The organism is Klebsiella sp. GFKo11 (assembly GCF_056490265.1).
On the sequence record NZ_CM151369.1, the window covers coordinates 4,327,704 to 4,352,554 of the forward strand.

The 24,851-nt window shown below is 56.0% G+C and carries 21 protein-coding genes; 8 read left to right on the plus strand and 13 right to left on the minus strand.

All coding sequences use genetic code 11. The features are described 5' to 3' along the window. Positions 1-2 precede the first annotated feature (2 nt). Entirely contained in the window at positions 3-1,100 is a 1,098-nt protein-coding gene (gene pmrB / locus AC07P6_RS20980) for a two-component system sensor histidine kinase PmrB (RefSeq protein WP_478314497.1), read from the plus strand. Positions 1,101-2,277: 1,177 nt separating this feature from the next. Here pmrB and uvrB read toward each other — a convergent pair. Then, positions 2,278-4,299 carry an excinuclease ABC subunit UvrB gene (uvrB, locus tag AC07P6_RS20985; protein ID WP_110276775.1) on the minus strand — a complete coding sequence of 674 codons (2,022 nt, stop codon included), beginning with the start codon at positions 4,297-4,299 and terminating at the stop codon, positions 2,278-2,280. Positions 4,300-5,020: 721 nt separating this feature from the next. Here uvrB and AC07P6_RS20990 point away from each other — a divergent pair. Continuing rightward, entirely contained in the window at positions 5,021-5,743 is a 723-nt protein-coding gene (locus AC07P6_RS20990) for an ABC transporter ATP-binding protein (protein WP_110276777.1), read from the plus strand. Here the strand turns inward: AC07P6_RS20990 and bioD are convergent. From bioD to bioB, 4 genes are read right to left on the minus strand one after another with little or no spacing between them, the layout of a single operon-like run. Beyond that, the gene (gene bioD, locus AC07P6_RS20995) at positions 5,685-6,407 is read right to left on the minus strand and encodes a dethiobiotin synthase (RefSeq protein ID WP_478314499.1); all 723 of its coding nucleotides are present in this window, start codon (positions 6,405-6,407) and stop codon (positions 5,685-5,687) included. The genes AC07P6_RS20990 and bioD overlap by 59 nt on opposite strands. Then, positions 6,400-7,155, minus strand: a complete 756-nt coding sequence (bioC, locus tag AC07P6_RS21000; protein ID WP_434659663.1) for a malonyl-ACP O-methyltransferase BioC — start codon at positions 7,153-7,155, stop codon at positions 6,400-6,402. The genes bioD and bioC overlap by 8 nt, the downstream gene beginning before the upstream one ends. Then, positions 7,139-8,296 carry an 8-amino-7-oxononanoate synthase gene (gene bioF / locus AC07P6_RS21005; RefSeq protein WP_478314501.1) on the minus strand — a complete coding sequence of 386 codons (1,158 nt, stop codon included), beginning with the start codon at positions 8,294-8,296 and terminating at the stop codon, positions 7,139-7,141. Before bioF ends, bioC begins: the two co-directional genes overlap by 17 nt. Continuing rightward, positions 8,293-9,333, minus strand: coding sequence for a biotin synthase BioB (gene bioB, locus AC07P6_RS21010; protein WP_478314503.1), 1,041 nt, complete (start codon positions 9,331-9,333; stop codon positions 8,293-8,295). The genes bioF and bioB overlap by 4 nt, the downstream gene beginning before the upstream one ends. A gap of 210 nt (positions 9,334-9,543) precedes the next feature. Here bioB and bioA point away from each other — a divergent pair, with 210 nt between their 5' ends. Together bioA and AC07P6_RS21020 are read left to right on the plus strand one after the other, a co-directional pair. Next, positions 9,544-10,833 carry an adenosylmethionine--8-amino-7-oxononanoate transaminase gene (bioA, locus tag AC07P6_RS21015; protein WP_478317048.1) on the plus strand — a complete coding sequence of 430 codons (1,290 nt, stop codon included), beginning with the start codon at positions 9,544-9,546 and terminating at the stop codon, positions 10,831-10,833. A gap of 69 nt (positions 10,834-10,902) precedes the next feature. Further along, complete coding sequence (locus AC07P6_RS21020) at positions 10,903-11,379, plus strand: kinase inhibitor (RefSeq protein WP_478314505.1); 477 nt, start codon at positions 10,903-10,905, stop codon at positions 11,377-11,379. A gap of 88 nt (positions 11,380-11,467) precedes the next feature. Here the strand turns inward: AC07P6_RS21020 and AC07P6_RS21025 are convergent, their stop codons facing one another. The 6 genes from AC07P6_RS21025 to hutI form a co-directional block, all read right to left on the minus strand. Next, positions 11,468-12,847 (minus strand): amino acid permease, encoded by a 1,380-nt coding sequence (locus AC07P6_RS21025; RefSeq protein ID WP_478314507.1) that lies wholly within the window; start codon positions 12,845-12,847, stop codon positions 11,468-11,470. Positions 12,848-12,946: 99 nt separating this feature from the next. Beyond that, entirely contained in the window at positions 12,947-14,482 is a 1,536-nt protein-coding gene (gene hutH / locus AC07P6_RS21030) for a histidine ammonia-lyase (RefSeq protein ID WP_478314509.1), read from the minus strand. Then, entirely contained in the window at positions 14,479-16,167 is a 1,689-nt protein-coding gene (gene hutU, locus AC07P6_RS21035; protein WP_228727468.1) for a urocanate hydratase, read from the minus strand. Before hutU ends, hutH begins: the two co-directional genes overlap by 4 nt. A gap of 143 nt (positions 16,168-16,310) precedes the next feature. Continuing rightward, positions 16,311-17,036: a histidine utilization repressor gene (locus AC07P6_RS21040; protein WP_434659673.1), complete on the minus strand. Its 726-nt coding sequence runs from the start codon at positions 17,034-17,036 to the stop codon at positions 16,311-16,313. A gap of 55 nt (positions 17,037-17,091) precedes the next feature. Beyond that, complete coding sequence (gene hutG / locus AC07P6_RS21045) at positions 17,092-18,048, minus strand: formimidoylglutamase (protein WP_478314511.1); 957 nt, start codon at positions 18,046-18,048, stop codon at positions 17,092-17,094. Further along, positions 18,045-19,343: an imidazolonepropionase gene (gene hutI / locus AC07P6_RS21050; RefSeq protein ID WP_434664168.1), complete on the minus strand. Its 1,299-nt coding sequence runs from the start codon at positions 19,341-19,343 to the stop codon at positions 18,045-18,047. Before hutI ends, hutG begins: the two co-directional genes overlap by 4 nt. A 178-nt stretch (positions 19,344-19,521) precedes the next feature. Between hutI and AC07P6_RS21055 the strand changes: the two genes are divergently transcribed. The 3 genes from AC07P6_RS21055 to AC07P6_RS21065 all read left to right on the plus strand — a co-directional run bounded on the left by AC07P6_RS21055 (position 19,522) and on the right by AC07P6_RS21065 (position 22,035). Continuing rightward, positions 19,522-20,805, plus strand: coding sequence for a putative acyl-CoA thioester hydrolase (locus tag AC07P6_RS21055; protein WP_478314513.1), 1,284 nt, complete (start codon positions 19,522-19,524; stop codon positions 20,803-20,805). A 406-nt stretch (positions 20,806-21,211) separates the two neighbouring features. Then, positions 21,212-21,424: a hypothetical protein gene (locus AC07P6_RS21060; protein WP_182237329.1), complete on the plus strand. Its 213-nt coding sequence runs from the start codon at positions 21,212-21,214 to the stop codon at positions 21,422-21,424. A 56-nt stretch (positions 21,425-21,480) separates the two neighbouring features. After that, entirely contained in the window at positions 21,481-22,035 is a 555-nt protein-coding gene (locus AC07P6_RS21065; protein WP_181482957.1) for a LuxR C-terminal-related transcriptional regulator, read from the plus strand. Positions 22,036-22,132: 97 nt separating this feature from the next. Here AC07P6_RS21065 and AC07P6_RS21070 read toward each other — a convergent pair whose 3' ends face one another. Both AC07P6_RS21070 and AC07P6_RS21075 read right to left on the minus strand, forming a co-directional pair. Then, complete coding sequence (locus AC07P6_RS21070) at positions 22,133-22,864, minus strand: MerR family transcriptional regulator (RefSeq protein WP_478314515.1); 732 nt, start codon at positions 22,862-22,864, stop codon at positions 22,133-22,135. A gap of 174 nt (positions 22,865-23,038) precedes the next feature. Then, positions 23,039-24,262: a diguanylate phosphodiesterase gene (locus tag AC07P6_RS21075; protein ID WP_478314517.1), complete on the minus strand. Its 1,224-nt coding sequence runs from the start codon at positions 24,260-24,262 to the stop codon at positions 23,039-23,041. Between the two features lie 334 nt (positions 24,263-24,596). On the opposite strand from AC07P6_RS21075, the gene ycgZ reads away from it, so the two are divergent. Further along, positions 24,597-24,842, plus strand: a complete 246-nt coding sequence (ycgZ, locus tag AC07P6_RS21080; RefSeq protein WP_181482960.1) for a regulatory protein YcgZ — start codon at positions 24,597-24,599, stop codon at positions 24,840-24,842. Positions 24,843-24,851 lie beyond the last annotated feature (9 nt).

A 24,851-nucleotide genomic window follows, 5' to 3' on the forward strand; every position in this document is an offset into this window, starting at 1 on the left:
ATATGTCGCTGTTCGTTAATGCAAACTGGACCATGCGCCATCGACTGCTGCTGACTATCGGCGCTATTCTGGCGGTTTGTCAGTTGGTTAGCGTGTTCTGGCTGTGGCATGAAAGCCAGGAACAGATCCAGCTACTGGTGGCCAGCGCCATTGAGGGGCACAACAACCAAAAGCATGTTGAGCATGAAGTCCGGGAAGCGGTCGCCAGCCTATTGATCCCAAGCCTGTTGATTATCGGCCTGGCGCTGTATATCAGCCTGCTGGCGGTCAAACAAATCACCAAGCCGCTGTCACGACTACAAGAAGAGCTGGAGAGTCGTACCCCAGACAATCTCCAGCCGATTACGCTGAAAGAGTCGGTGCCGGAAGTTACCGCAGTGACGAGCGCAATCAATCAGCTGGTTTCTCGCCTGAATCTGACGCTGGATCGCGAGCGCCTGTTTACCGCCGACGTCGCCCACGAACTGCGCACGCCGCTTGCCGGGCTGCGTCTGCATCTGGAGCTGCTGGCCAAAGTCCATAGCGTCAGCGTAGACCCGCTAATTCAGCGGCTCGATCAAATGACCAACAGCATCAATCAATTGCTTCAGCTGGCGCGCGTCGGCCAGTCATTTTCCGCCGGGAGCTATCAGCAGGTGGCGCTGAAAGAGGATGTTGTCGAACCGCTACAAGATGAGTTACAGGCGATGCTGGCGCAGCGGCAACAAAAGCTGGTGCTTGACGAAGGAAGTGGTGAGGCGATTGTGTCAGGCGACGCTACGCTGGTGCGGGTGATTTTACGTAACCTGGTGGAAAACGCGCATCGTTACAGCCCTGCCGGGTCGACGATTCGCGTGTCGATAAAGCCTGGCCTGACGTCAATTCTGGCGGTGGAAGATGAAGGTCCGGGAATTGATGAAGCAAAAAGCGGTGAATTGAGCAAAGCGTTTGTACGCATGGACAGCCGCTACGGTGGTATTGGTCTGGGGCTCAGTATCGTAACCCGCATCGCCCAGTTACACGATGCCCAGTTCTTTTTACATAACCGTCAACCCGGCCCAGGAGTTCGCGCCTGGGTGCTCTTCCCTAAAACGTCCCGTCAGAACGTCAGCACCCACTGATGGAAGAAGGCAACGACAATAACAAAGGCGCAGGTAACTGCCAGGTATTCGCGGAAGATTAATTTTTGCATGGCGCTATCCTCAGTAGATTGAGGATAGTTTCGCCGAACAATATTAAGCCAACATTAAGGGCCACGGAAAAACGGGATTGAACCCGTGACTGAAAATCCCGGGCCGCAGATGGCTATAAACCTGTAGCACGGGCAAGGCGCGTCGAGCGCCGCCCCTAGGATGAAGCCACCCGCAGGCATCTGATCCAGCATATTTCCCGGAGGCGATGCTGCGCATCTGTCCAGGCTACCGGACCTCAGACGGCGGTGAACCCGTAGCCCGGGCAAGGCGCGTCGAGCGCCGCCCCCGGGATGAAGCCACCCGCAGGCATCTGATCCAGCATATTTCCCGGAGGCGATGCTGCGCATCTTTCCGGGCTACCGGACCTCAGACGGCGGTGAACCCGTAGCCCGGGCAAGGCGCGTCGAGCGCCGCCCCCGGGATGAAGCCACCCGCAGGCATCTGATCCAGCATATTTCCCGGAGGCGATGCTGCGCATCTGTCCGGGCTACCGGGCCTCAGACGGCGGTGAACCCGTAGCCCGGGCAAGGCGCGTCGAGCGCCGCCCCCGGGATGAAGCCACGCGCAGGCATCTGATCCAGCACATTTCCCGGAGGCGATGCTGCGCATCTGTCCGGGCTACCGGCCCGCAGACAACTGTGAACCCGTAGTGAACCCGTAGCCTGGGCAAGGCGCGTCGAGCGCCGCCCCCGGGATGAAGCACGCGCAGACATCTGATCCGGCACATTTCCAAGAGGCGATGCTGCGCATCTGTCCGGGCTACCGGCCCGCAGACGGCTGTGAACCCGTAGCCCGGGCAAGGCGCGTCGAGCGCCGCCCCGGGATGAAGCCACGCGCAGGTATCTGATCCGGCACATTCCCCGGAGGCGATACTGCGCATCTGTCCGGGCTACCGGGCCTCAGACGGCGGTGAACCCGTAGCCCGGGCAAGGCGCGTCGAGCGCCGCCCCCGGGATGAAGCCACGCGCAGGCATCTGATCCAGCACATTTCCCGGAGGCGATGCTGCGCATCTGTCCGGGCTACCGGACCTCAGACGGCGGTGAACCCGTAGCCCGGGCAAGGCGCGTCGAGCGCCGCCCCCGGGAGGAAGAATTTCGCAAACGGCTACGACGCAGCGATAAACAGATCGCGCAGCTGATGAAGCTGGTCGCGAATTTGCGCCGCCTCTTCGAACTCCAGGTTTTGCGCATGCTGCATCATCTGCCCTTCCAGCTCGCGAATTTTCTGCTGTAGCGCTTTCGGCGTCAGGGTCAGTTCCACCGCATCAGCTTCAACCGGCGAGCGGAACTTGCCGCGTCCCTTGGTTTTGGTTTTCGCAATATTCTGACCCAGCGCCAGAATATCAACCACTTTCTTATTGAGTCCCGTAGGCGTAATACCGTGCTCTTCATTGTAACGTTGCTGCTTCTCACGACGACGCTCGGTTTCATCAATCGCTCTGGCCATCGACGCAGTTATCCTGTCGCCGTAAAGAATCGCTTTACCGTTGATGTTACGCGCCGCGCGGCCAATAGTCTGAATCAGCGAGCGCTCCGAGCGCAGGAAGCCCTCTTTGTCGGCATCCAGAATAGCCACCAGCGACACTTCCGGCATGTCTAAGCCTTCACGCAACAGGTTGATCCCGACCAGCACGTCAAACTCGCCCAGACGCAGGTCGCGGATAATTTCCATACGTTCCACAGTGTCGATATCTGAGTGCAGGTAGCGCACCCGCTCACCGTGCTCTTCCAGATACTCAGTTAAATCTTCCGCCATCCGCTTGGTCAGGGTGGTGACCAGCACGCGCTCGTTAATCGCGGTGCGAATACGAATTTCCGAGAGCAGGTCGTCCACCTGGGTTCCCACCGGACGCACTTCAATCACCGGGTCAAGCAGCCCCGTCGGACGGACTACCTGGTCCACCACTTCGTCGCCGGATTTATCCAGCTCATAGGCCCCAGGCGTTGCCGAAACATAAATGGTCTGCGGCGCGAGGGCTTCAAACTCTTCAAACTTCATCGGACGGTTGTCCAGCGCCGACGGCAAACGGAAGCCGTACTCCACCAGCGTCTCTTTACGCGCCCGGTCACCACGATACATGCCGCCAATTTGCGGAATAGTGACGTGGGATTCATCAATAACCAGCAGGCCATCAGCAGGCAGGTAGTCGAATAGCGTCGGTGGCGGCTCGCCCGGCCCGCGCCCCGAGAGATAGCGCGAGTAGTTTTCAATCCCTGAGCAATAGCCCAGCTCGTTCATCATTTCGAGATCGAACTGGGTACGCTGACTCAGGCGCTGCTCTTCCAGCAGCTTGTTGTTCTCCAGCAGCACCTTGCGCCGGTCAGCCAGCTCAACTTTAATCTCTTCCATCGCCTGGACGATACGTTCACGCGGGGTGACGTAGTGCGTTTTGGGATAGACGGTATAGCGTGGGATCGTCGATTCCACGTGGCCGGTCAGCGGGTCGAACAGCGACAGGCGCTCAACTTCCTCATCGAATAGCTCGATACGCAGCGCGATATCGTCAGACTCCGCCGGGAAGATATCGATAACTTCGCCGCGAACGCGGAAGGTACCGCGCTGGAAGGCCTGATCGTTGCGGGTATATTGCAGTTCGGCCAGACGACGCAGAATGGCGCGCTGGTCGATTATCATGCCGACCGTGAGGTGCAGCATCATCTTCAGGTACAGGTCCGGATCGCCCAGACCGTAGATAGCGGAAACCGATGCCACCACCACCACATCGCGACGCTCAAGCAGCGCTTTGGTCGCCGACAGGCGCATCTGTTCAATATGTTCGTTGACCGACGCGTCCTTCTCAATGAAGGTATCCGAGCTCGGCACATAGGCTTCGGGCTGATAATAATCGTAGTAAGAGACGAAATACTCCACCGCGTTCTCCGGGAAGAACTCTTTCATCTCGCCGTAAAGCTGCGCCGCCAGCGTTTTGTTAGGTGCCAGCACCATCGTCGGGCGTTGTAGATCGGCAATAACGTTGGCGATGGTAAACGTTTTACCCGAACCGGTTACGCCGAGCAGCGTTTGATGCGCCAGGCCATCTTCCAGCCCCTCTTCCAGGCGACGAATGGCTTCCGGCTGGTCGCCAGAGGGACGGAAAGCAGAATGCAGCTTGAACGGTTTACTCATCAATCAGGACCTGAAGAAGGGTTGAACGGCAGGTGTTTAATTCTACCCTTCAGTTCAACTTTTGCCAATAAATAATACTGGATATAAAAACAGTATCATACTATCGTATATCTCCAGATTTGTCTTTTTTACCGCCATCGCGGACGAAAAAAAGCCGCCTTGCGGGATAATCCACCAATCAGTAGGGTTATCCCCAGAAACTTTTGGCATTTAACATTTGTCAAGCAAGGGGATGAATCTTTTGTGGCAGTCGGTGACACTTTTTTTACAGCCATTGATTTTATTTAATTAATTGATATTTAACAAAATTTAAGAAAAGATGGGTTTCGCGTCAATTTGCCCGCAGGCCGCGTAATCTCTAGCTTACCGCAAGTTCTCTAACTCTAATGCACAAGGTTATCCACAGGAATAGTGGATAACTGTCTGCAGCCCATGACCTGTGCCACCCGGCCGAAATCACTGAATGGGGCAAAACACCTGCTAAAAAAATTTATTGAATTTTTTTTGCGATTTATCGGCAAAGAATAGCTGGATTTTCTATTATTTTTTGCACCACATTTCAGCGCTCTGGCACCGGGAAAGTGCAAGGTCTGCCGTAACCCTCTTCCTTTTCACCATGCCGCCCCTGTATTTGTCAGCAAATACCGAGAGTTCTTTTTCCTGGCAAGGGATTTGCAGAATCTTCTTGTCGCCCGCTATCCCAGGAAAGGAGAAAACGTCTATGTTGAGTCTACGTGCCGTGAACCACTATTACGGAAGCCAGCACACGCTGTGGAATGTTGACCTTGAGCTCAGGCCGGGGAAATGTACTTGCGTAATGGGGCGTGAGGGGATGGGGAAAACCACCCTCGTTAACTGTATTACCGGGCACCTCCCGGTGGCCAGCGGAAGTATGACCTGGCAGGACGCGGGGGCTGCGCCCTATGACCTGATGCCGCTCTCCGCGCAATCGCGTAGCGCTATCGGTATCGGCTACGTCCCGCAGGACAAACGCATCTTTTCGCAACTGAGCGTGGAGGAGAATCTGCATATTGCCCTCGCGGCAGGCGGCGAATCCGCGTCAGCGGTGGCCGGGGAGATTTACGATCTGTTTCCGGAACTCTATACGCTGCGGCAAAGCAAAGGCATTACGCTAACGGCTGATGATCAGTACCAGTTGGCGCTGGCCCGGGCGCTGATAACCCGCCCGCGCCTGCTGATCCTTGATGAACCCTCGCGCGCTGGCGGGCAACGTTTTCTGCACAAATTAGGCGACCTGCTGGTTCGTCTGAACCGCGATATCGGCCTGACGGTGCTGATCGCCGAGCAGCACCTGCCGTTTATTCGCCGGGTCGCGGACAGTTTCTGCCTGCTGCACTGCGGTCGCAGCGTCGCCCAGGGGGATGTTATCCAGCTGGATGCGCCGCTGCTGGCGCAGTGGATGACGCCCGATCCAGCACGCTGAGATCGAGATAGTGGCCGAGATCCTCGCGCTGTGCCACATCCGCCAGCCACGGGATCTCACCAAGAAACGGCGCGGGCAGTACACGTTTTAGCGTCGCCAGATACTCAAGGTGGCGCTTGCCCGGCGGCTGGATATCGTTAGCTATCCATCCCGCCAACGGCAGCCCGGCCTGAATCACCGCCTGAGCGGTGAGCATCGCATGGTTAATGCACCCCAGCTTAACGCCCACCACTAAAATCACCGGTAACTGCTCTTGCTCTACCCAGTCGGCAAAGGTCAGCGTTTCTGAAAGCGGCGTAAACCAGCCCCCAGCCCCTTCGACTAACACCCAATTCGCCAGCCCTTCCAGCTCGCGTAAACCGGCCGAAAGCGCTGCGGCGTCAATTGGCCTGCCCTCATCGGCGCTGACAATATGCGGCGACGTCGGCTCAGCAAAGGTGAATGGATTGACCTGCTCGTAGCGTAGCGCTACCTGACTATTGCGCTGTAGAGCCAGCGCATCGTCGTTGCGCAGCCCTTGCGCCGTGTTTTCGCTGCCGGAAGCGACCGGTTTATAACCCGCGCTATTGAATCCTGCGCGATTGGCCGCCTGTAGCAGAGCGCAGCTGGTGACGGTTTTACCGACTTCGGTGTCGGTTCCGGTCACAAAGAAGCGTTTAATCACGTTCGATGACTCCTGTAAAAAGATGGTACGTCAGCGGGCATAACCCCTGCTGCTGCGGCCAGGCCAGTTGAAGCTGGCGCAGTTTGCCACGACTGAGCGGTGTGGCGCTGCGGCCCTGATGCAAATGGGTCGCGCCAATGCCTTTAAGCGAACGCATCGCGCTGAGCGCATCGGCAAACGGCAGAGTGATGGCATGGACATGACCGGTAGCGCGGCGACCAACCAGCGTCTGGCGTACCGCCTGCTCGCTGAGAAAACGGTTAGCATGCGGCTGTTCATCAATAGCTCGCCACGCCTGATTCAGCTCCGGCAGCGAACCTGCCAGCAAAGTGCTAAACGCCACCCGACCGCCGGGTCGCACGACCCGATACAGCTCATTAATGGCAGTGGCAAGATTGTCGCACCACTGAACCGCAAGGTTGCTCCACGCCAGGTCGACGCAGCTCTCCACCAGCGGTAGCGCTTCGATATCCCCTTCGACGTAGCGATCCGCGCTGTCTCCGCGCCGGGCTTGCGCCAGCATCTCAACGGAGAGATCCAGCGCCGTCACCCGGCACCCGGCCTCGCGCCAGAAGCGGCTTATGCTGCCGGGGCCACAGCCCGCATCCAGTACCTCGGGGAAGGTTTTTATATCGAGCTGCTCCAGCAGCCGGGAGGCGCTCAGACGTTGCAATTCATCATGCTGAGAGTAATGGCCCGCCGCGCGACCAAACGCCGCTGCTACCGCGCGTTTATTCACCGCCATCATGCAGCACCTCCAGCAGGCGGGCGATATCGGCGGATTCATGGGCCGCCGTCAGCGTCAGGCGCAAGCGCGCGCTACCAACAGGGACTGTCGGCGGACGGATGGCCGTCACCCAGCAGCCCTGTTCACGTAGGCGCGCCGCCAGCCGCAGCGCACGGGCATTGTCGCCGACGATCAACGGCTGGATTGCGCTGATGGATTGCGTGAGTTCACCAGGATAGTCGGCCATTTGGCGGCGAAAATCGGTAATATGACGGGCCAGCTTCTCCCGCCGCTGCTGACCGTCGTCGCTACGAATCACGCCCAGCGCAGCGCTGAGGGCCACCGCCTGCGCCGGAGGCATGGCGGTGCTGTAAATCAGATGACGGGCAAACTGCAACAGATAATCCGCCAGCGCCTCGCTGCACAGTACCGCCGCGCCGCTCACGCCAAAAGCTTTGCCGAAGGTAACAATCAGCAGATCCGGATGTACCTGCTGGCTATCGCAACTGCCTCGCCCCTCTTCGCCGACCACGCCGATGCCGTGCGCGTCGTCCACCAGCAGGAGCGCCTCAGCCGCCCGCGTCGCCCGCTGGATATCCGTCAGCGGAGCGCTATCACCATCCATACTGAAAATCCCTTCGGTCACCACCAGCTGTTGACCGGATAGCGGTTTCGCCAGCAGCTCTTCAAGATACCGGGCGTCATTGTGCTGAAAGCGCCGCAGCTGTGCCGGACTGAGATTAGCGGCTTCAAGAAGCGAAGCATGGCTGAGGCGATCGGCAACAATCCGATCTTCTTTGCCCGCCAGCGCGGCAATCACCGCCTGATTGGCGGCAAAGCCTGAAATAAACAACAGCGCGCGCGGGTAGCCCAGCCAGTCGGCAAGCTGCTCTTCCAGTGCGCAATGCGCCTCGCTATAGCCGCTGACGTGACCGGAGCCGCCGCTGCCGACGCCATAGCGCTCCGCGCCTTCCTGCCAGGCTTTGACGATCTCCGGATGCTGGCTGAGGCCAAGATAATCGTTACTGGAAAAATTGAGCCAGCGCTGGCCTTCGCGGGTGAGCCAACGACCGGCTCCCTGCGTCACCGGCTGACGGCACCGCAGAGCGTCCGCCGCCTGCCGCTCTTCCAGCGCCTGCTCAATACGCTGCTGCCAGCTCATAGCGCCGCCGCGTTGTAGTATTCCTCGGTATCAGGATTCATCAACACCTGCTCCAGGCGCTGCTGCTGGGCGTTATCGCCTTCCAGCACCGCGGTTTGCTGCGGGTTAATCCCCAGTTTGCGGAACAGCTGCAGATCTTTGTCCTCTTCCGGATTGGGCGTAGTCAGCAGCTTGCAGCCGTAGAAAATCGAGTTGGCCCCGGCCATAAAGCACATCGCCTGGGTTTGTTCGTTCATCTGCTCGCGCCCGGCGGAGAGGCGCACGTGCGAGGTCGGCATCATGATACGTGCGATGGCGATAGTGCGAATAAAATCAAAAGCATCAACGTCGTCGTTATCCGCCATTGGCGTGCCTTTGACCTTCACCAGCATGTTGATCGGCACGCTTTCCGGCGGGGTCGGCAGGTTAGCTAATTGCAGCAGCAATCCGGCGCGATCTTTGACCGTTTCGCCTAAGCCGACGATACCGCCAGAGCATACTTTGATTCCGGCACCACGCACTTTGTCGAGGGTATCGAGGCGCTCCTGGTAGGTGCGGGTAGTGATGACATTGCCGTAAAACTCCGGCGAGGTATCGAGGTTATGGTTGTAGTAATCCAGACCGGCACCGGCCAGGCGCTGCGCCTGGCTGTCGTTAAGGGTACCGAGCGTCATACAGGCTTCCAGCCCCATCTCCTTCACCCCTTTCACCATCTGCTCGAGGTACGGCATATCGCGATCGTTAGGGTTCTTCCACGCCGCCCCCATGCAGAAGCGGGTTGAACCGGCATTTTTCGCCTGCCGCGCCGACTCCAGCACCTGCTCGACCTCCATCAGGCGTTCTGATTCGAGACCGGTTTTGTAGCGCGCGCTTTGCGGGCAGTATTTGCAATCTTCCGGGCAGGCACCGGTTTTAATCGACAGCAGCGTGCTGACCTGAACCTGACGCGGGTCGAAGTGCTGACGGTGGGTCTGCTGTGCTTCAAACAGTAAATCCAGGAAGGGTTTATTAAACAACTCAGTAACTTGTGACATTGTCCAGCGGGTGTGGTGAGCCATTAGCCTCTCCAAAAAAGTCGTACACCTCCTATTTCACACAGCCTCTTTGTTGGCTGCACTCGCTCACCCCAGTCACATAGTGAACTATGCTCCTGGGGATTTTCTCGCTTGCCGCCTCGACGCTGCGCGAAATATTTTGTGTACGTTTCATTGTAAGTTCAGTGTAGACTTGTAAACCTAAATGTTTTCAAAATGGTTTACAAGTCGATTATGACAATGGACGATCTCGCTTTCGATCGGCGCCACATCTGGCACCCTTACACTTCAATGACTTCCCCACTGCCGGTCTATCCGGTGGTGGCCGCCCACGGCTGCGAGTTGACCCTTGCCGGTGGCGAGCAGTTAGTTGACGGCATGTCGTCCTGGTGGGCGGCGATTCATGGCTACAATCACCCGCGGCTGAACGCGGCGATGAAAGCGCAGATTGACCAGATGTCGCACGTGATGTTTGGCGGGATCACTCACCCTTCCGCCGTCGCGCTGTGCCGCCAGCTCGTGGCGATGACCCCGGAATCTCTTGAATGCGTGTTCCTCGCTGATTCCGGTTCCGTTGCCGTTGAAGTGGCGATGAAAATGGCGCTCCAGTACTGGCAGGCAAAAGGTGAGTCGCGTCAGCGCTTTCTCACCTTCCGCAACGGCTATCACGGCGACACCTTCGGCGCGATGTCGGTCTGCGATCCGGATAATTCGATGCACAGTCTGTGGCAGGGTTATCTGCCGGATAACCTGTTCGCCCCGGCGCCGCAAAGCCGCTTCGATGGTGAATGGGATGAGCTGGATATGGTGCCGTTCGCTCGTCTGATGGCCGCCCATCGCCATGAAATCGCAGCGGTTATTGTGGAACCGATTGTCCAGGGCGCAGGCGGAATGCGGATGTACCATCCCGAGTGGCTCAAGCGGATCCGCAAAATGTGCGACCGCGAGGGCATACTGCTGATTGCCGATGAGATTGCCACCGGGTTTGGCCGCACTGGCAAGCTGTTCGCCTGCGAGCACGCAGGCATCGCGGCAGATATTCTGTGCCTCGGCAAAGCGCTAACCGGCGGCACCATGACCCTCTCCGCCACGCTGACCACCCGCCAGGTAGCGGAAACCATCAGCAACGGTGAAGCGGGCTGCTTTATGCACGGCCCGACTTTTATGGGCAACCCGCTGGCCTGCGCGGTAGCGGCGGAGAGCCTGCATCTGCTGGCAAGCGGTGAGTGGCAACAGCAGGTGGCGGCGATTGAAACACAGTTGAAAGCCGAGCTGGCCCCGGCAAGAGAATCCGCGCTGGTTGCCGATGTCCGCGTGCTTGGGGCGATTGGCGTGGTCGAGACCCGCAGGCCGGTGAATATGGCAGCGCTCCAGCGCTTTTTCGTCGACCAGGGCGTGTGGATCCGCCCATTCGGACGCCTGATCTATCTGATGCCGCCGTATATCATTACCCCAGAACAGCTGACCCGTCTGACCCACGCGGTTAACGCCGCAGTACAGGAAGAAACATTTTTTAGCGAATAAGAGACGGTAATGATTCGCCTCACACGCTACACTTCTTTGCTAATCAGTAGATTAACCTGAGGAGAGACGATGAAATTGATCAGTCATGATTTGCAGGATGGCGCAAAGCTGCCCAATCGTCATGTATTCAACGGCATGGGCTACGATGGCGATAATATTTCGCCGCATCTGGCGTGGGATGATGTCCCGGCGGGAACCAAGAGCTTTGTGGTGACCTGTTACGATCCTGATGCGCCAACCGGATCCGGCTGGTGGCACTGGATTGTGGCCAACCTTCCTGCCGATACCCGAGTGTTACCGCAGGGAGCCGGTTCCGGTCTGGCGGACCTGCCTGAAGAGGCCATTCAGACCCGTACCGATTTTGGTCAGGCGGGATACGGCGGCGCGGCGCCACCGAAGGGCGAGACCCACCGCTATATCTTCACCGTCCACGCGCTGGATGTTGATAAGATTGATGTTGACGCGGGTGCCAGCGGTGCGATGGTCGGCTTTAACGTCCATTTTCACAGCCTCGCCAACGCATCAATTACCGCGATGTATAGCTAACGATCCCGGAGGCCCAGGCTACGGGTCCGCGCGATTTGCGGGTTTTGTAGCCCGGACAGGTGCACAGCACCGCCTCCGGGAAGATTGACTACTCCGTCACCGCCAGCACGGCGTTTTTTCTGACCCGCGCGAACCACACCACCGTCAGCAGGCCGAGCCATACCAGACCGGCGATCAGCGCAATCCGCGTCTCCTCCACCATCCCCAGCACTGCGATCACCAGCCCCATAAACAGCAGGGTCAGCAGCGGCGCAACCGGCCAGAACGGTACCGGGAAAGCGATGTTACGACGCTCTTCTTCAGACAAACTACGACGCATTGCAAAGTGTGCCAGCAGGATCATCAGCCAGACCCACACCGTGGCGAAGGCCGCCAGCGAGGCGATCAGCACAAATATCTGCTCCGGCATCAGATAGTTCAGCACCACCGCTGCCAGCAGCGCCACCCCCATCACCACCACCGTCATCCACGGCACGCCGTTGCTGGCGATGCGCTGGAAGCTCTTCGGTGCCAGCCCCTCTTTCGCCATGCCGTACATCATGCGCCCCGCGCCGAAAATATCGCTGTTAATCGCCGAAATACTGGCGCTGATCACAATGATATTAAGGATGGTGGCTGCCGCCGGGATGCCCAGGCCATCAAAAATCAGCACGAACGGACTGCCCCGCTCGCCGAAGCTATTCCACGGGAAAATCGCCATCAGAATCGCCAGGGTGCAAACATAGAACAGCACGATACGCAGCGGGATAGTATTAATCGCCTGCGGGATCACCTTCTGAGGGTTCTTCGCTTCCGCCGCGGTCACGCCGATAATTTCCACGCCGCCGAAGGCGAACATCACTATGCCGAGCGAGGCGATAATGCCCTCCCAGCCATTAGGCGCAAAGCCGCCGTGGCTCCATAAATTTTCCAGCCCGGTTGCCGGGAAAGCGTTACCGAAACCGAAGAAAATAATGCTGCCGCCCGCCACAATCATGGCAATAATCGCCACAACTTTAATCAGCGACAGCCAGAACTCCATCTCGCCGAAAACGCGTACGCTGCACAGGTTCATGGCGCCGATAAAAAAGATAATGCTCAGCACCCAGATCCAGCGCGGAACATCGGGGTACCACAGCCCCATATAGATGCCGAAGGCGGTGACGTCCGCCAGGGCGACAATCACCATTTCGAAGGTGTAGGTCCAGCCGGTAATAAACCCGGCCAGCGGGCCAAGATACTGGCGCGCGTAGCTGCCGAAGGAGCCGGAAACGGGGTTACGCACCGCCATCTCCCCGAGCGCGCGCATAACGATAAACACCGCCGCGCCGCCGATCAAATAGGCCAGCAGTACCGCCGGGCCGGCGGCCTTAATCGCCGATGCTGAACCATAAAACAGCCCGGTACCGATAGCGGAACCAAGCGCGATGAAGCGAATGTGACGGGCGTTCAGCCCGCGCAGCAGGTGTGGCTTGTTCTGTTGTTGCATATGCAAGTGTCCTGATAGTTTTTATACGACGACAAATATGCGTGTAGGGTGACCGGGAGGAGAGATCCTCCCGGCGCAGGTACAGAGAACAGCGATGGTTTAGTGTTGGTCTGAGAGCACGCCAGGCAGCAGCCGCGTCAGGTGACGCTCCGCCAGAAGCGCAATAGCGTTTTCAATATCCGGGGCAAAGAAGCGATCTTCGGTGTAGTGCGTGACTCGCTCGCGCAGCAGGTGGCGCGCCTCTTCCAGCAGCGGACTGCTGGCCAGGCCTTCGCGCATATCCAGCCCCTGCACGGAAGCCAGCCACTCAACGGCCAGCACGCCGCGCGTGTTTTCCGCCATCGCCCACAGGCGACGACCGGCAGCCGGAGCCATCGAGACGTGGTCCTCCTGGTTAGCTGAAGTCGGCAGGCTGTCCACGCTGTGCGGATGCGACAGTGCTTTGTTTTCGCTGGCCAGCGCCGCGGCGGTAACCTGGGCAATCATAAAGCCGGAGTTGACGCCGCCGTTTTTGACCAGGAACGGCGGCAGCTGCGACATATGGCTGTCCATCATCAGGGCGATACGGCGCTCCGAAAGCGATCCGATTTCGGCAATCGCCAGCGCGATATTGTCCGCCGCCATCGCCACCGGTTCGGCGTGGAAGTTACCGCCGGAAATCACGTCGTTTTCGCTGGCAAACACCAGCGGGTTATCGGAGACCGCGTTGGCTTCAACCAGCAGCACTTCCGCCGCCTGGCGAAGCTGGGTCAGGCAGGCACCCATCACCTGCGGCTGGCAGCGCAGAGAGTACGGGTCCTGAACCTTGGTGCAGTTATGGTGCGACTGCGAAATGGCGCTATCGTCAGTCAACAGATGGCGATAGAGCGCCGCCGCGTCAATCTGCCCGCGCTGACCGCGCGCTTCATGAATGCGCGGGTCAAACGGACGACGCGATCCCAGCGCCGCTTCGGTGGTTAACGCGCCGCAGACTACAGCGGATGCAAACAAATCTTCGGCTTCAAACAGGCCGCGCAGGGCAAACGCCGTTGATGCCTGAGTGCCGTTGAGCAGCGCCAGTCCCTCTTTTGCCGCTAGGGTAATCGGCTCAAGGCCCGCGATGCGCAGCGCCTCCGTTGCCGGTAGCCATTCGCCGCCGCGCACCCGCGCTTTTCCTTCGCCCAGCAGCGTTAAAGACATATGCGCCAGCGGCGCGAGGTCGCCAGATGCGCCGACCGAGCCTTTCGCCGGGATCCACGGCGTCACGCCCTCATTCACCAGACCTATCAGCGCCTGAATCACGCTCAGGCGGATCCCGGAAAAGCCGCGCGACAGGCTGTTAATTTTCAGCACCATAACCAGACGCGCCAGGTCATCATCCAGCGGTTCGCCAATCCCCGCCGCATGCGACAACACCAGCGAACGCTGAAGATTTTCGAGATCTTCGGTGGAGATGCGGGTTTGCGCCAGCAGGCCAAAACCGGTGTTAATGCCATACGCGGTGCGGCCTTCCGCCAGAATCGCGTTGACGCAGGCGACGCTATCGTCAATGGCTGCAAAGGCGCTCTCGTCGAGGCTGATGTTGAGCGGCTGGCTATAGACATCGCGCAGCTGCGACAGGCTGAGTTGACCCGGAATCAGTGTTAAAGCGTTCATTTAGCATGCCCCTGCGTTGCTGCCACCATCGGAAGATTCAAACCTTGTTCTGCTGCGCATTCAATAGCAATGTCGTAGCCCGCATCGGCATGGCGCATCACGCCAGTCGCCGGATCGTTGTGCAGGACGCGGGCAATGCGCGCCGCCGCTTCGTCGGTACCATCACAGACGATAACCATGCCGGAGTGCTGCGAGAAGCCCATCCCTACCCCGCCGCCGTGGTGCAGCGACACCCAGGTCGCACCGCTCGCAGTATTCAACAACGCGTTGAGCAGCGGCCAGTCGGAAACCGCATCGGAGCCATCGCGCATCGACTCCGTCTCGCGGTTCGGGCTGGCGACGGAACCGGAATCAAGATGGTCGCGGCCAATGACGATTGGCGCAGAGACTTCACCACTGCGCACCATTTCGTTAAACGCGAGGCCCAGCTTCTGCCGCCACTCCAGCCCCACCCAGCAGATACGCGCCGGTAAGCCCTGGAAGCTGATGCGCTCGCGGGCCATATCCAGCCAGTGATGCAGATGCTTATCGTCTTTCACGATCTCTTTGACTTTAGCATCGGTTTTATAGATATCCTGCGGGTCACCGGACAGGGCGACCCAGCGGAACGGACCGATGCCCCGGCAGAACAGCGGGCGAATATAGGCGGGAACGAAGCCTGGGAAGTCAAAGGCGTTACCAACGCCCATCTCCTGGGCCATCTGGCGAATGTTGTTGCCGTAGTCAAACGTCGGCACGCCCATTTCGTGGAAGGCCAGCATCGCCTGCACGTGGTCGGCCATTGAACGCTTCGCCGCCAGGATGGTGCCCTGCGGGTCTGATTCGGCTTTCACCTGATACTCTTCCCAGCTCCAGCCTTTCGGCAGATAGCCGTGCAGCGGGTCGTGGGCGCTGGTCTGGTCGGTCACCATATCCGGGCGCACGCCGCGTTTGACCATTTCCGGTACGATGTCTGCCGCATTACCGCACAGGGCGATAGAGATCGCCCGGCCTTCAGCGGTGTATTTTTTGATGCGCGCCAGGGCGTCATCCAGCGAAGTCGCCTGTTCATCAACGTAGCGGGTACGCAGGCGGAAATCGATACGGCTCTGTTGGCATTCAATATTCAGCGAGCAGGCACCCGCTAAGGTTGCGGCCAGCGGCTGCGCGCCGCCCATGCCGCCCAGGCCCGCTGTTAATACCCAACGCCCCTTCAGGCTGCCCTGATAGTGCTGGCGACCGGCCTCAACGAAGGTTTCATAGGTACCCTGCACAATGCCCTGGCTACCGATATAGATCCAACTGCCGGCGGTCATCTGGCCGTACATTGCCAGACCTTTGGCATCGAGTTCATTAAAGTGTTCCCAGGTCGCCCAGTGCGGAACCAGGTTGGAGTTAGCGATCAGTACGCGCGGCGAATTTTCGTGGGTTTTGAATACGCCCACCGGCTTGCCGGACTGCACCAACAGGGTCTCATCGCTCTCCAGATCTTTCAGCGCCTTCACGATGGCGTCGTAGCATTCCCAGTTGCGCGCCGCGCGTCCAATACCACCGTACACCACCAGCTCATGCGGGTTTTCGGCGACATCCGGGTCGAGGTTGTTCATGAGCATACGCAGCGGAGCTTCGGTCAGCCAGCTCTTCGCATTTAACGTTGTGCCACGCGGTGCACGTACGTCCTGCTGGCGGTATTTGCTTTGCGACATCGGGGGTTTCTCCTGACAATTAACGTTGTGTACGTAGATACATATACTTGTCTATACAAGCATACGCAAGCCAGGATTTAACACAAATGATACATTTTTGTTATATTGCGTCAGCAATCACATTTTGCCAACGCGCGTAAAGATCAGGAACCAAAGTGGCCCTGCAGGCGATAGCGGCTACCGGGAAAAAGCAGGCGCGCATGGGAGACGATATGGGTGGTGGACCAGGTACGGCGGCGAATCAGCAGGCACGGATCGTGGGCATGGATATGCAGCAGCACGCACTCCTCCGCGGTGGCCTGCACTGCTTCAACGATGTGCTCCCCCTCGGTTAAGGGGGCAATCAGCGACAAATAGTCGTGAGGCGTAGTGGTGGTATAGTCCTGGCGCAGATAGTCCGGTACTACGGCGGCGTTAACGCAGCGGTCTTCAATCTGTACCGGAACATCATTTTCAAAATGCACCATCTGCGAATGAAAAATCCGCGTACCGACCGCCACGTTCAGCGCCGTGGCCTGAATTAGGTCGGCCTGAGTCTCCTCCAGCAGCAATACCTGACAGCGGTGCTGATGGTGGCGGGAGGCAATTTCGTCGGCGATGCTGCGTACTTCAAACAGCGCCGACTGCCCTTTAGGCTCCGCCACGAAGGTACCAACGCCCTGAAGTCGCACCAGCAGGCCCTCGTCGGTCAGCTCGCGCAGCGCCCGGTTGATGGTCATGCGGCTGAAGCCAAACTGCGCCACCAGCTCCGCCTCCGAAGGAATACGATCGTGCACACGCCAGACGCCGCTGTGGATCTTTTCGCTGATCGCCTGTTTCACCTTTTCATAGAATGGCGCGGGTGCGGAACGAGGTTGCGGTGAGAACATAGCCGGGCTTTCCTTGTGCTAATGGGCGGCGAAACGTCCAGAATATACCGAATCGCTAATGCCACCAATGGGCGATTTGCCATGCCAGACGCGCTGCCGCGCGGGCTCCTTGACTATCGATATCATATTGCGGATTAAATTCTACTAAATCCACCGCCTGGAGCTTACCGCTGCGGCACAGCGGCTCAACAATGCGCAGCAGCGTTGCCAGCGGGATACCGAGCGCAGCAGGCGCGGAGACCGCCGGCATTTCACGCGCGGGCATCACATCCAGATCAATAGTCAGATAAAGGCGATCGTAACAAGCGATATTACGCGTGATTTCCGGGATAACTCGCGCCTCAAAAGATGCGAGAACATCGAGATCCTCAATAATCATCACCTCGCGGCGGGCGGCCTCATCCCACAGCGCCTGGGTATTGGCGGCGCGGCTTACGCCGATACAGGTGTAATGGAAGCCTCGCTGCTGCGCTTCACAGGCCAGCGCCAACTGGCGGAACGGCGTACCGGAGCTGGCCTGGTCGGCAAAACGCAAATCAAGGTGCGCATCGAGGTTAATGATGCCGACTTTCTCGTCAGGAAACGCATCCAGCACCCCGGCACCGTGGCCGAAAGCCGTCTCGTGCCCGCCGCCTAATACCAGCGTGCGTTTGCCTGCGCGTTGACAGGCAGTAACCGCTTCGCGCAGCGCCTGCTGAGCCTCTTCCAGTCCCTCACCCACTGCGCTGATGGTTCCCATATCAACGCAGCGGTCATGCCCCTGGTGACTGGCCATGTTCGCCAGCGCCCGGCGCAGGGTTTCAGGTCCCTTTTCGGCCCCGGTGCGCCCTTTATTGCGCCGGACCCCTTCATCGCAGGCGAATCCCAGCAGGGCAATATCACCCACCAGCGCTTCAGGTGCAAAACGTTCAGCCCGCGCGATGGTTTGAAACAAGCGTAGTGCGTTAGCCGCTTCCGCGCTGTCATCGCGCCCCTGCCACAGTGCTGCGGGCGTAGATTGCCAAAGCTTCATGCGATTTCTCCTCGAACGACGCGCTGCCACAGCGGGCTGCGCCCCGGTTCATAAACCATTTCCACCGGATGTTCGGCATCCCAGATAGCAAAATCGGCAACAAAGCCTGCGGCCAGCTGCCCGTGGCTCGCCTGACGGCCCAGCGCCTGCGCCGCATGTCGGGTAACCCCTGCCCACGCCTCCTCCGGCGTTAAGCCAAATTTCACACAGGCCATATTCATCGCCAGATGCAGGCTGGCAAAGGGGCTGGTGCCAGGGTTGTAGTCCGTCGCTACCGCCATTGGCACGTGATATTCACGCAGCAGCTCAACCGGCGGTTTACGGGTTTCGTTAAGAAAATAGAACGCGCCGGGCAGGAGCACCGCCACGGTGCCGCTGCGGCTCATTGCCGCGACTCCCTCTGGCGTCAAATATTCAATATGGTCGGCGGAAAGGCCTTTATAGCGGCTCACCAACTCAGCGCCGCCCAGCGAAGAGAGCTGCTCAACGTGCCCTTTAACCGGAATCCCCAATGCCTGGGCCGTACTGTAAACCCGCTCGGTTTGCGCCGGACTAAAACCGACGTTTTCACAAAAGGCATCGACGCTTTCGAACAACCCCTCTTCCCACAGCGTGGGCAGAATCGCTTCGCAAACCAGATTAATGTAGCCATCCGGGTCGCCTTTATATTCCGGCGGCGTGGCGTGAGCGGCGAGCAGCGTTGGCGAAATCTCGACGGCATGGTTTGCGGCGAGCTGTTGCACGACACGCAGCATCTTGCGTTCGTTTTCAAGGTCTAACCCGTAGCCGGATTTAATCTCCAGAGTGGTGACGCCTTCACGCAGCAGCCGCTCCAGACGCCGTCGGGCCAGTTCCAACAGTTCCGCTTCGCTGCTTTCCCGGGTAGCGCGCACCGTTGAGTTAATACCGCCGCCGTTGGCGCTAATAGTCTGGTAGGAAACACCATTGAGGCGCTGCTCCCACTCCTGCGCCCTACTACCGCCGAATATCAAGTGAGTATGGCAATCAATTAACCCCGGCGTCAGAAGTCTGCCACCGAGATCGATACTTCGCCCTGCGGGCGCCTCGTTATCGGCAACAACGGCCTCAATGCGACCATTGCGCACCAGCAGCGCATGATGCTCCAGCAGGCCATAAGGTTGTGAGTGGTCAGGATTCAGGGTAGCGAGACGGGCGTTTCGCCAGATTACACGTTCGGAGGTGGCTTCAGTCATAGCGGTCAACTTGTCATGGGTTGTATAGACATTTATTTTGATCCTGCGTGAAATGTCAACAAAAGCAAGGATGAATGTTATTTATTTGTGACCAAACGCGACCCATTCCCGGTTCCTGCTATACAAAAGCAGCAACTTTTTTGCGCTATGTCTTCCCGTTTCGCTTAACTTGGTATAAAACAGCAGGCTTTAAAGGACTTATACCCGTCATACTTCAATTCAGGGTATATCTATTTGATTGATTCTTGCCCGGAGCAACATGAACACATTTTCCGTTTCCCGCATGGCGCTGGCGCTGGCCTTTGGCGTGACGTTGTCCGCCTGTAGCTCGACGCCTGCCGATCAACAGCCCTCAACGCAGACTGCGCCGGGCACGGCTTCTCGTCCTGTTTTAACCGCTGATGAGGCGAAAAACTTCTCAACGGCGAGTTATTTCCAGTCTCTGGATCCTAACGCCCAGGCCTGGCACCCGTCTGCCATTAGCCTGCCGGCGCAGCCTGATTTTGTCGTCGGGCCTGCGGGAACCCAGGGCGTGACCCACACCACTATTCAGGCCGCGGTTGACGCAGCGATTACCCGTCACTCCAACCGTCGCCAGTTTATTGCCATCATGCCGGGTGAATATACCGGCACCGTGTATGTTCCGGCGGCCCCGGGCGCGCTGACTCTGTACGGCACCGGCGAGAAGCCGCTCGACGTCAAAATCGTCCATCCGATTGATTCAGAAATCGATTCGACCACCTGGCGTCACCTGGTCAATCCGGGCGGCAAATATATGCCGGGCAAACCAGCGTGGTATATGTTCGACAACTGCCAGAGCAAACGTACCGCGACTATTGGCGTAATGTGCTCGGCGGTATTCTGGTCGCAGAATAACGGCCTGCAGTTGCAGAACCTGACGATCGCCAACGATCTCGGCGACAGCGTTGACGCGGGCACCCACCAGGCCGTCGCTCTGCGCACCGATGGCGATCAGGTGCAGATTAACAACGTCAATATCCTTGGTCGTCAGAATACCTTCTTTGTGACCAATAGCGGCGTACAGAACCGTCTGCAGGATAACCGCCAGACCCGTACTCTGGTCAGCAACAGCTATATTGAAGGCGATGTCGATATTGTTTCCGGCCGTGGGGCAGTGGTGTTTGATAATACCGATTTCCGCGTTGTGAACTCGCGTACCCAGAAAGAAGCCTACGTTTTCGCGCCAGCAACCCTGAAGAGCGTGACCTACGGGTTCCTGGCGATCAACAGTCGCTTCACTGCTTACGGCGATGGCGTAGCACAGTTGGGTCGCTCTCTGGATGTTGACGGCAATACCAACGGCCAGGTCGTTATCCGCGATAGCGTCATTAATGAAAGCTTTAATATGGCCAGACCGTGGGCCGATGCCGTGGGTTCAAACCGTCCGTTTAGCGGTAATACCGGCACTGCCGATGACAAAGGCAACCCGCAGCGCAATCTGAACGATGCTAACTTCAACCGCATGTGGGAATACAATAACCGCGGCGTGGGAAGTTTTGTTGTCGCTGAGCCGAAGCAGTAACGGTTATAAACTTGAAGGGGGAGCCATTCCCCCTTTTCTCTCCGCTCCCTTCAGGCTCTATCCCCTTTTCCCTTCCACCACCATCGTCAGGATAGTTCATCCTGGTTGCTAAATCTCCACGCTGTACAAGTTTTTAATCATAAAAATGACAATAAAAACAATCACCTATAATTTAAAAACAAAAAACATAATCTATAAGTACAAAATAACCTGCAAAAACTGTACAAGTACAAAATCATGACTATAGTTAAAACGTAAGTTTTAATTTCTCTGCATTACAGCATCCTTATGACTTAAAAATTGCACACCATTTCTCTTGATATGGTGAAAAACTGAATAACAAAGATGATTGTTATCAATCGGCTTTGTTGGTTGATTAATTATTGAATGCAGCCTGAGATATATCATGCAGATTAAAAACACTATTCCCGCAGAGTTTATTCCTAACTCTGCTTTGCTAAAAAACATCGAGCATATGGTGCAGATTAAGAACGAAACGGTGAGTAATGAGCGTTTAATCATTGAGGTTCAGCACCGCCTGAATATAGAGAAAAATGAAATTCTCGCTGATTTGTATATGCAAATACTACATATGTTATACGGAAAAAATCATCACTAAGCGCGACTTTTAGCAGGCAAACATACAGCAACTAACGACCCAGGCTCGGAGGACAAATGAATAACGACAAACCAGATTTCTTTTATAATCATTACGATCTTTGGATTAACAATAACCTTCTCCGTCAGGGTTTACAGCTTATTCTTGATTCACTATCACCGGGCTGTTTTCATGGCAAATACGTTTTCTTCACCAGCGACAACTATTATTCTGTGTTAAATCATAAGTATGACCAACGGAGGGTTCGCTTTGTTCTGCTTACGGATGGTAATGACTTAAACTTCTTAAGTGAAATTCCAATGTTCAGAATCTCCGCGCGCTCCACGCCAGCTGAGATAAAATCGTTTATTCTCCGACCAACATTGTATGGTAAAAAACCGGATGGCGAATCCGAGGGTATTATTCTTACCAGCCGTGAGAAAGCGGTTATCCGCTTAATGAATGATGGTGAAGCGATGGTTAATATCGGAAAGTCACTGAACTTGCATATCAAAACGATTTATCAAATCCGCCTGACGTTGATTAAAAAATTAGGCTGCTCTGGGCGCACAGATTTTTTTAACATTAGCCGTAGCGAAACGTTCAAAGCCTGGTCACAGCTCAATTCTTGATATTTTATCGTTAGGCCGAGTTAAAATATCTAAAAAAGCAAAAGCGGCGGAATATAAAAACAAAACGCATGTTCCGCTGCTGGCTTCAATTCCCCTATTAATCCCCATGAAACTCGATGGTAAACCCCTGACTTTGCCAGTGGCTGAGTAATTCCGCCTGCAAAGGAGATAATGCACGGCCGGTCCAGACAAAAATGTGCTGTCCAGGGAACAGTTCCGGGCGAGGAGAATCAAGCGGTTCAGCCAGAACGTTAACATGCCAGGCACGCTGCGACAGCCGCCACGCTTCTAACCAGAGCCGGGTACGATCTTCATTACCCCAGCCAACCAACAACGTCTCTTTACCGACTTTTTTACGCGATTCGGCAAGGAATGACGCCACGCTATCGATCAAAATTCCATCCAGCATGCTGCTAATGGCCAGCGACGTGTTTTGATCAAGATTTAATTTCTGCCGCACGGGCACAAAAAGCTGGTCTATAAGACTATCCACGGGATATTCGTGGCTAAGAGACATAATTCTGGCGCGTAATTTCGAGGGTTGTACAACTCGCAGAAGAGTCATCATCTCGTCCTGGAGTAAAGCTGAACCATCGTGCGCCGCAGGTTGATGACCTTCCAGTAACGCCTTGACCTTACCGACAGAGACTCCACGTTCAATCCAGCGCTTGATCTCCTCAATACGCTGAACGTCTTCATCGTCAAACTGACGGTGTCCCCCCTCGCTTCTCTGCGGTTTCAGCAAGCCGTATCTTCGCTGCCATGCACGCAAAGTAACGGGGTTAATTCCGCAACGTTCGGCAACTTCACCGATACTGTAATAAGCCATTAGCGCCCTCTTAACATGCCATACTTTCCTGGCTAAATTAACGAATTTAGCCAGACTGTACAATTAACTTTTCTTGTACAGTTAAAATATAACAGGTTGGACGACAATATGTAGGTCAAAAAGGAAGTATGAATGATTTATCTGGCGTTTTCAGACTATGGGTACCAGCAAATTTTAAAGAATTTCCCAGGATGATTTTTTTTCGGGCCATGCGACCGCAGGAATTCCGCCCAAACACGGACTGGCAAACAAATTACCCTGAAAATGCGCGATTCCCGCCGACTCGAGCCACATCCACTCTTCTGGTCGCTCGATTCCTACCGCCGAGACGGCAATTTCCAGCGAGTTACAGCATTTAATAATGGCCTGCACTATAGCCTGCCTTGGCCCGTGCTTATGGATATCTTTGACCAGTTGACGATTGATCTTTATGCGATCCGGCTGAAACTGAGCCAGTAACAAAAGCCCGGCATACCCGGCACCAAAGTGATCGATAGCGACGCGAATACCCGCGGACTTGAGCTTACGAATAGAATCAGTGAATTCATCAATACGTGAGATAGCTTCACTCTCGGTGAACTCAACAATAATCTGCTCTGAAATCAAACCATTCGCCTTGATTTCATCTAAAAGAAACTCAACAGCGCCGGGAACATTCACCAAAGTCATTGGTAAGAGATTAATAGACAACGTGCATCCACGCAGACGCAAACGTCCCGCCATGGCAAACGCCACCCGCTTACTGTGGAGGTCCGCCTTATAAATATCCTCTCGCGAGAGTCCATCAAAATAAACCTCTGGCGATCCACCGCAGGCGGTGCGCAGCAACGCCTCAACGGAAACAACTTCTTTAGCAAACGGGTCGATCACTGGCTGAAAAGCAAAACTGCACTCGGCCTGTGCGAACGGGACTTCAGGATAAAAAGCTGTGCTATCCGTTACAAAGCCCCAGCTTTCCGGCGCGGGAATTTCGTAATAATTATCCTTTTCCGTCGCTTCCACGAAGGTACGAAAAAAGTGGAGAGCCCGGTCATCGTAAGTTAGCTGATATTTAGTGGTCCCTTTATCCAACACCATTTGCAGAACGTCATCGCGGTCATACTCTCGTAAATCAAAGAGCTCCATACCAATGTTGCCAAATCTACGCGTCGGACCATGATCGCTAAGCAGTTCAACAAGATTATGGTGGCGCGAGTCCCCACAGATATGACGATAAATTTCCAGAACCTTCTCTTCAGGTCCTTCTAATAGCTGAAAAAAATGAGTGCCGTTAAAAAGTAAAATCCCGGACACGTCCATCTGGCTATTTTTTACATTTGCTTCAGCAACCATGCTTTCGAGCGATTTAACTGACACGTTGTCGCAGATATGACTGCGATAAATGATGGTAGTGAGCATGAAATTCCCGACAGGAGAGAGAAAAGATATTGAGATATTACAGTAGCAGATCCGATGTCCTGCGTCCTGTAAAAAAGACAAATATATTAACAAATATTTCACATTAAACCGTTCTTTTGATTGACCTTCTTCTCCAGCCAACACCTGTACAGAATGCACATCCCCCAGATAGTATGCGCTCTGTGAGGGTAAAATTAAAAATATATATAAATCAATTAGCTATATCAAAAAATCAAAAAACTAACATTTTTATTTCATTTTTTGTGTACAAGTTACCGATCATTGTATAACTTTAATAGCAACTTAACTGATGATTGAACTGACAGGAGCACATATGCAGCAGAATAGTTATATTCCTGACACAGCTAGCGCTATTGCCCATTATTTCAATAAAGCCTCTTTGCCTTCACAGCAGGAAACGCTGGGACAAATCGTGATGGATATCCTTTATGAAGGCCGAAATCTGAATCGTAAATCTCTGTGTACCAAGTTACTGAGTCGCCTTGAAGTTGCTTCTCAACCTGAAGAAGAGAACCACTATCAAACATTAATCGGCTTGCTCTTTGAGCGACAAGATTAAGCGTGCCAG

What these genes read in the sequence shown, in the direction of transcription:
- pmrB (WP_478314497.1), top strand. Translation starts at nt 3, where the DNA reads ATGTCGCTGTTCGTTAATGCAAACTGGACCATGCGCCATCGACTGCTG.
- uvrB (WP_110276775.1), bottom strand. Translation starts at nt 4,299, where the DNA reads ATGAGTAAACCGTTCAAGCTGCATTCTGCTTTCCGTCCCTCTGGCGAC.
- AC07P6_RS20990 (WP_110276777.1), top strand. Translation starts at nt 5,021, where the DNA reads ATGTTGAGTCTACGTGCCGTGAACCACTATTACGGAAGCCAGCACACG.
- bioC (WP_434659663.1), bottom strand. Translation starts at nt 7,155, where the DNA reads ATGATGGCGGTGAATAAACGCGCGGTAGCAGCGGCGTTTGGTCGCGCG.
- bioF (WP_478314501.1), bottom strand. Translation starts at nt 8,296, where the DNA reads ATGAGCTGGCAGCAGCGTATTGAGCAGGCGCTGGAAGAGCGGCAGGCG.
- bioB (WP_478314503.1), bottom strand. Translation starts at nt 9,333, where the DNA reads ATGGCTCACCACACCCGCTGGACAATGTCACAAGTTACTGAGTTGTTT.
- bioA (WP_478317048.1), top strand. Translation starts at nt 9,544, where the DNA reads ATGACAATGGACGATCTCGCTTTCGATCGGCGCCACATCTGGCACCCT.
- AC07P6_RS21020 (WP_478314505.1), top strand. Translation starts at nt 10,903, where the DNA reads ATGAAATTGATCAGTCATGATTTGCAGGATGGCGCAAAGCTGCCCAAT.
- AC07P6_RS21025 (WP_478314507.1), bottom strand. Translation starts at nt 12,847, where the DNA reads ATGCAACAACAGAACAAGCCACACCTGCTGCGCGGGCTGAACGCCCGT.
- hutH (WP_478314509.1), bottom strand. Translation starts at nt 14,482, where the DNA reads ATGAACGCTTTAACACTGATTCCGGGTCAACTCAGCCTGTCGCAGCTG.
- hutU (WP_228727468.1), bottom strand. Translation starts at nt 16,167, where the DNA reads ATGTCGCAAAGCAAATACCGCCAGCAGGACGTACGTGCACCGCGTGGC.
- AC07P6_RS21040 (WP_434659673.1), bottom strand. Translation starts at nt 17,036, where the DNA reads ATGTTCTCACCGCAACCTCGTTCCGCACCCGCGCCATTCTATGAAAAG.
- hutG (WP_478314511.1), bottom strand. Translation starts at nt 18,048, where the DNA reads ATGAAGCTTTGGCAATCTACGCCCGCAGCACTGTGGCAGGGGCGCGAT.
- AC07P6_RS21055 (WP_478314513.1), top strand. Translation starts at nt 19,522, where the DNA reads ATGAACACATTTTCCGTTTCCCGCATGGCGCTGGCGCTGGCCTTTGGC.
- AC07P6_RS21060 (WP_182237329.1), top strand. Translation starts at nt 21,212, where the DNA reads ATGCAGATTAAAAACACTATTCCCGCAGAGTTTATTCCTAACTCTGCT.
- AC07P6_RS21065 (WP_181482957.1), top strand. Translation starts at nt 21,481, where the DNA reads ATGAATAACGACAAACCAGATTTCTTTTATAATCATTACGATCTTTGG.
- AC07P6_RS21070 (WP_478314515.1), bottom strand. Translation starts at nt 22,864, where the DNA reads ATGGCTTATTACAGTATCGGTGAAGTTGCCGAACGTTGCGGAATTAAC.
- AC07P6_RS21075 (WP_478314517.1), bottom strand. Translation starts at nt 24,262, where the DNA reads ATGCTCACTACCATCATTTATCGCAGTCATATCTGCGACAACGTGTCA.
- ycgZ (WP_181482960.1), top strand. Translation starts at nt 24,597, where the DNA reads ATGCAGCAGAATAGTTATATTCCTGACACAGCTAGCGCTATTGCCCAT.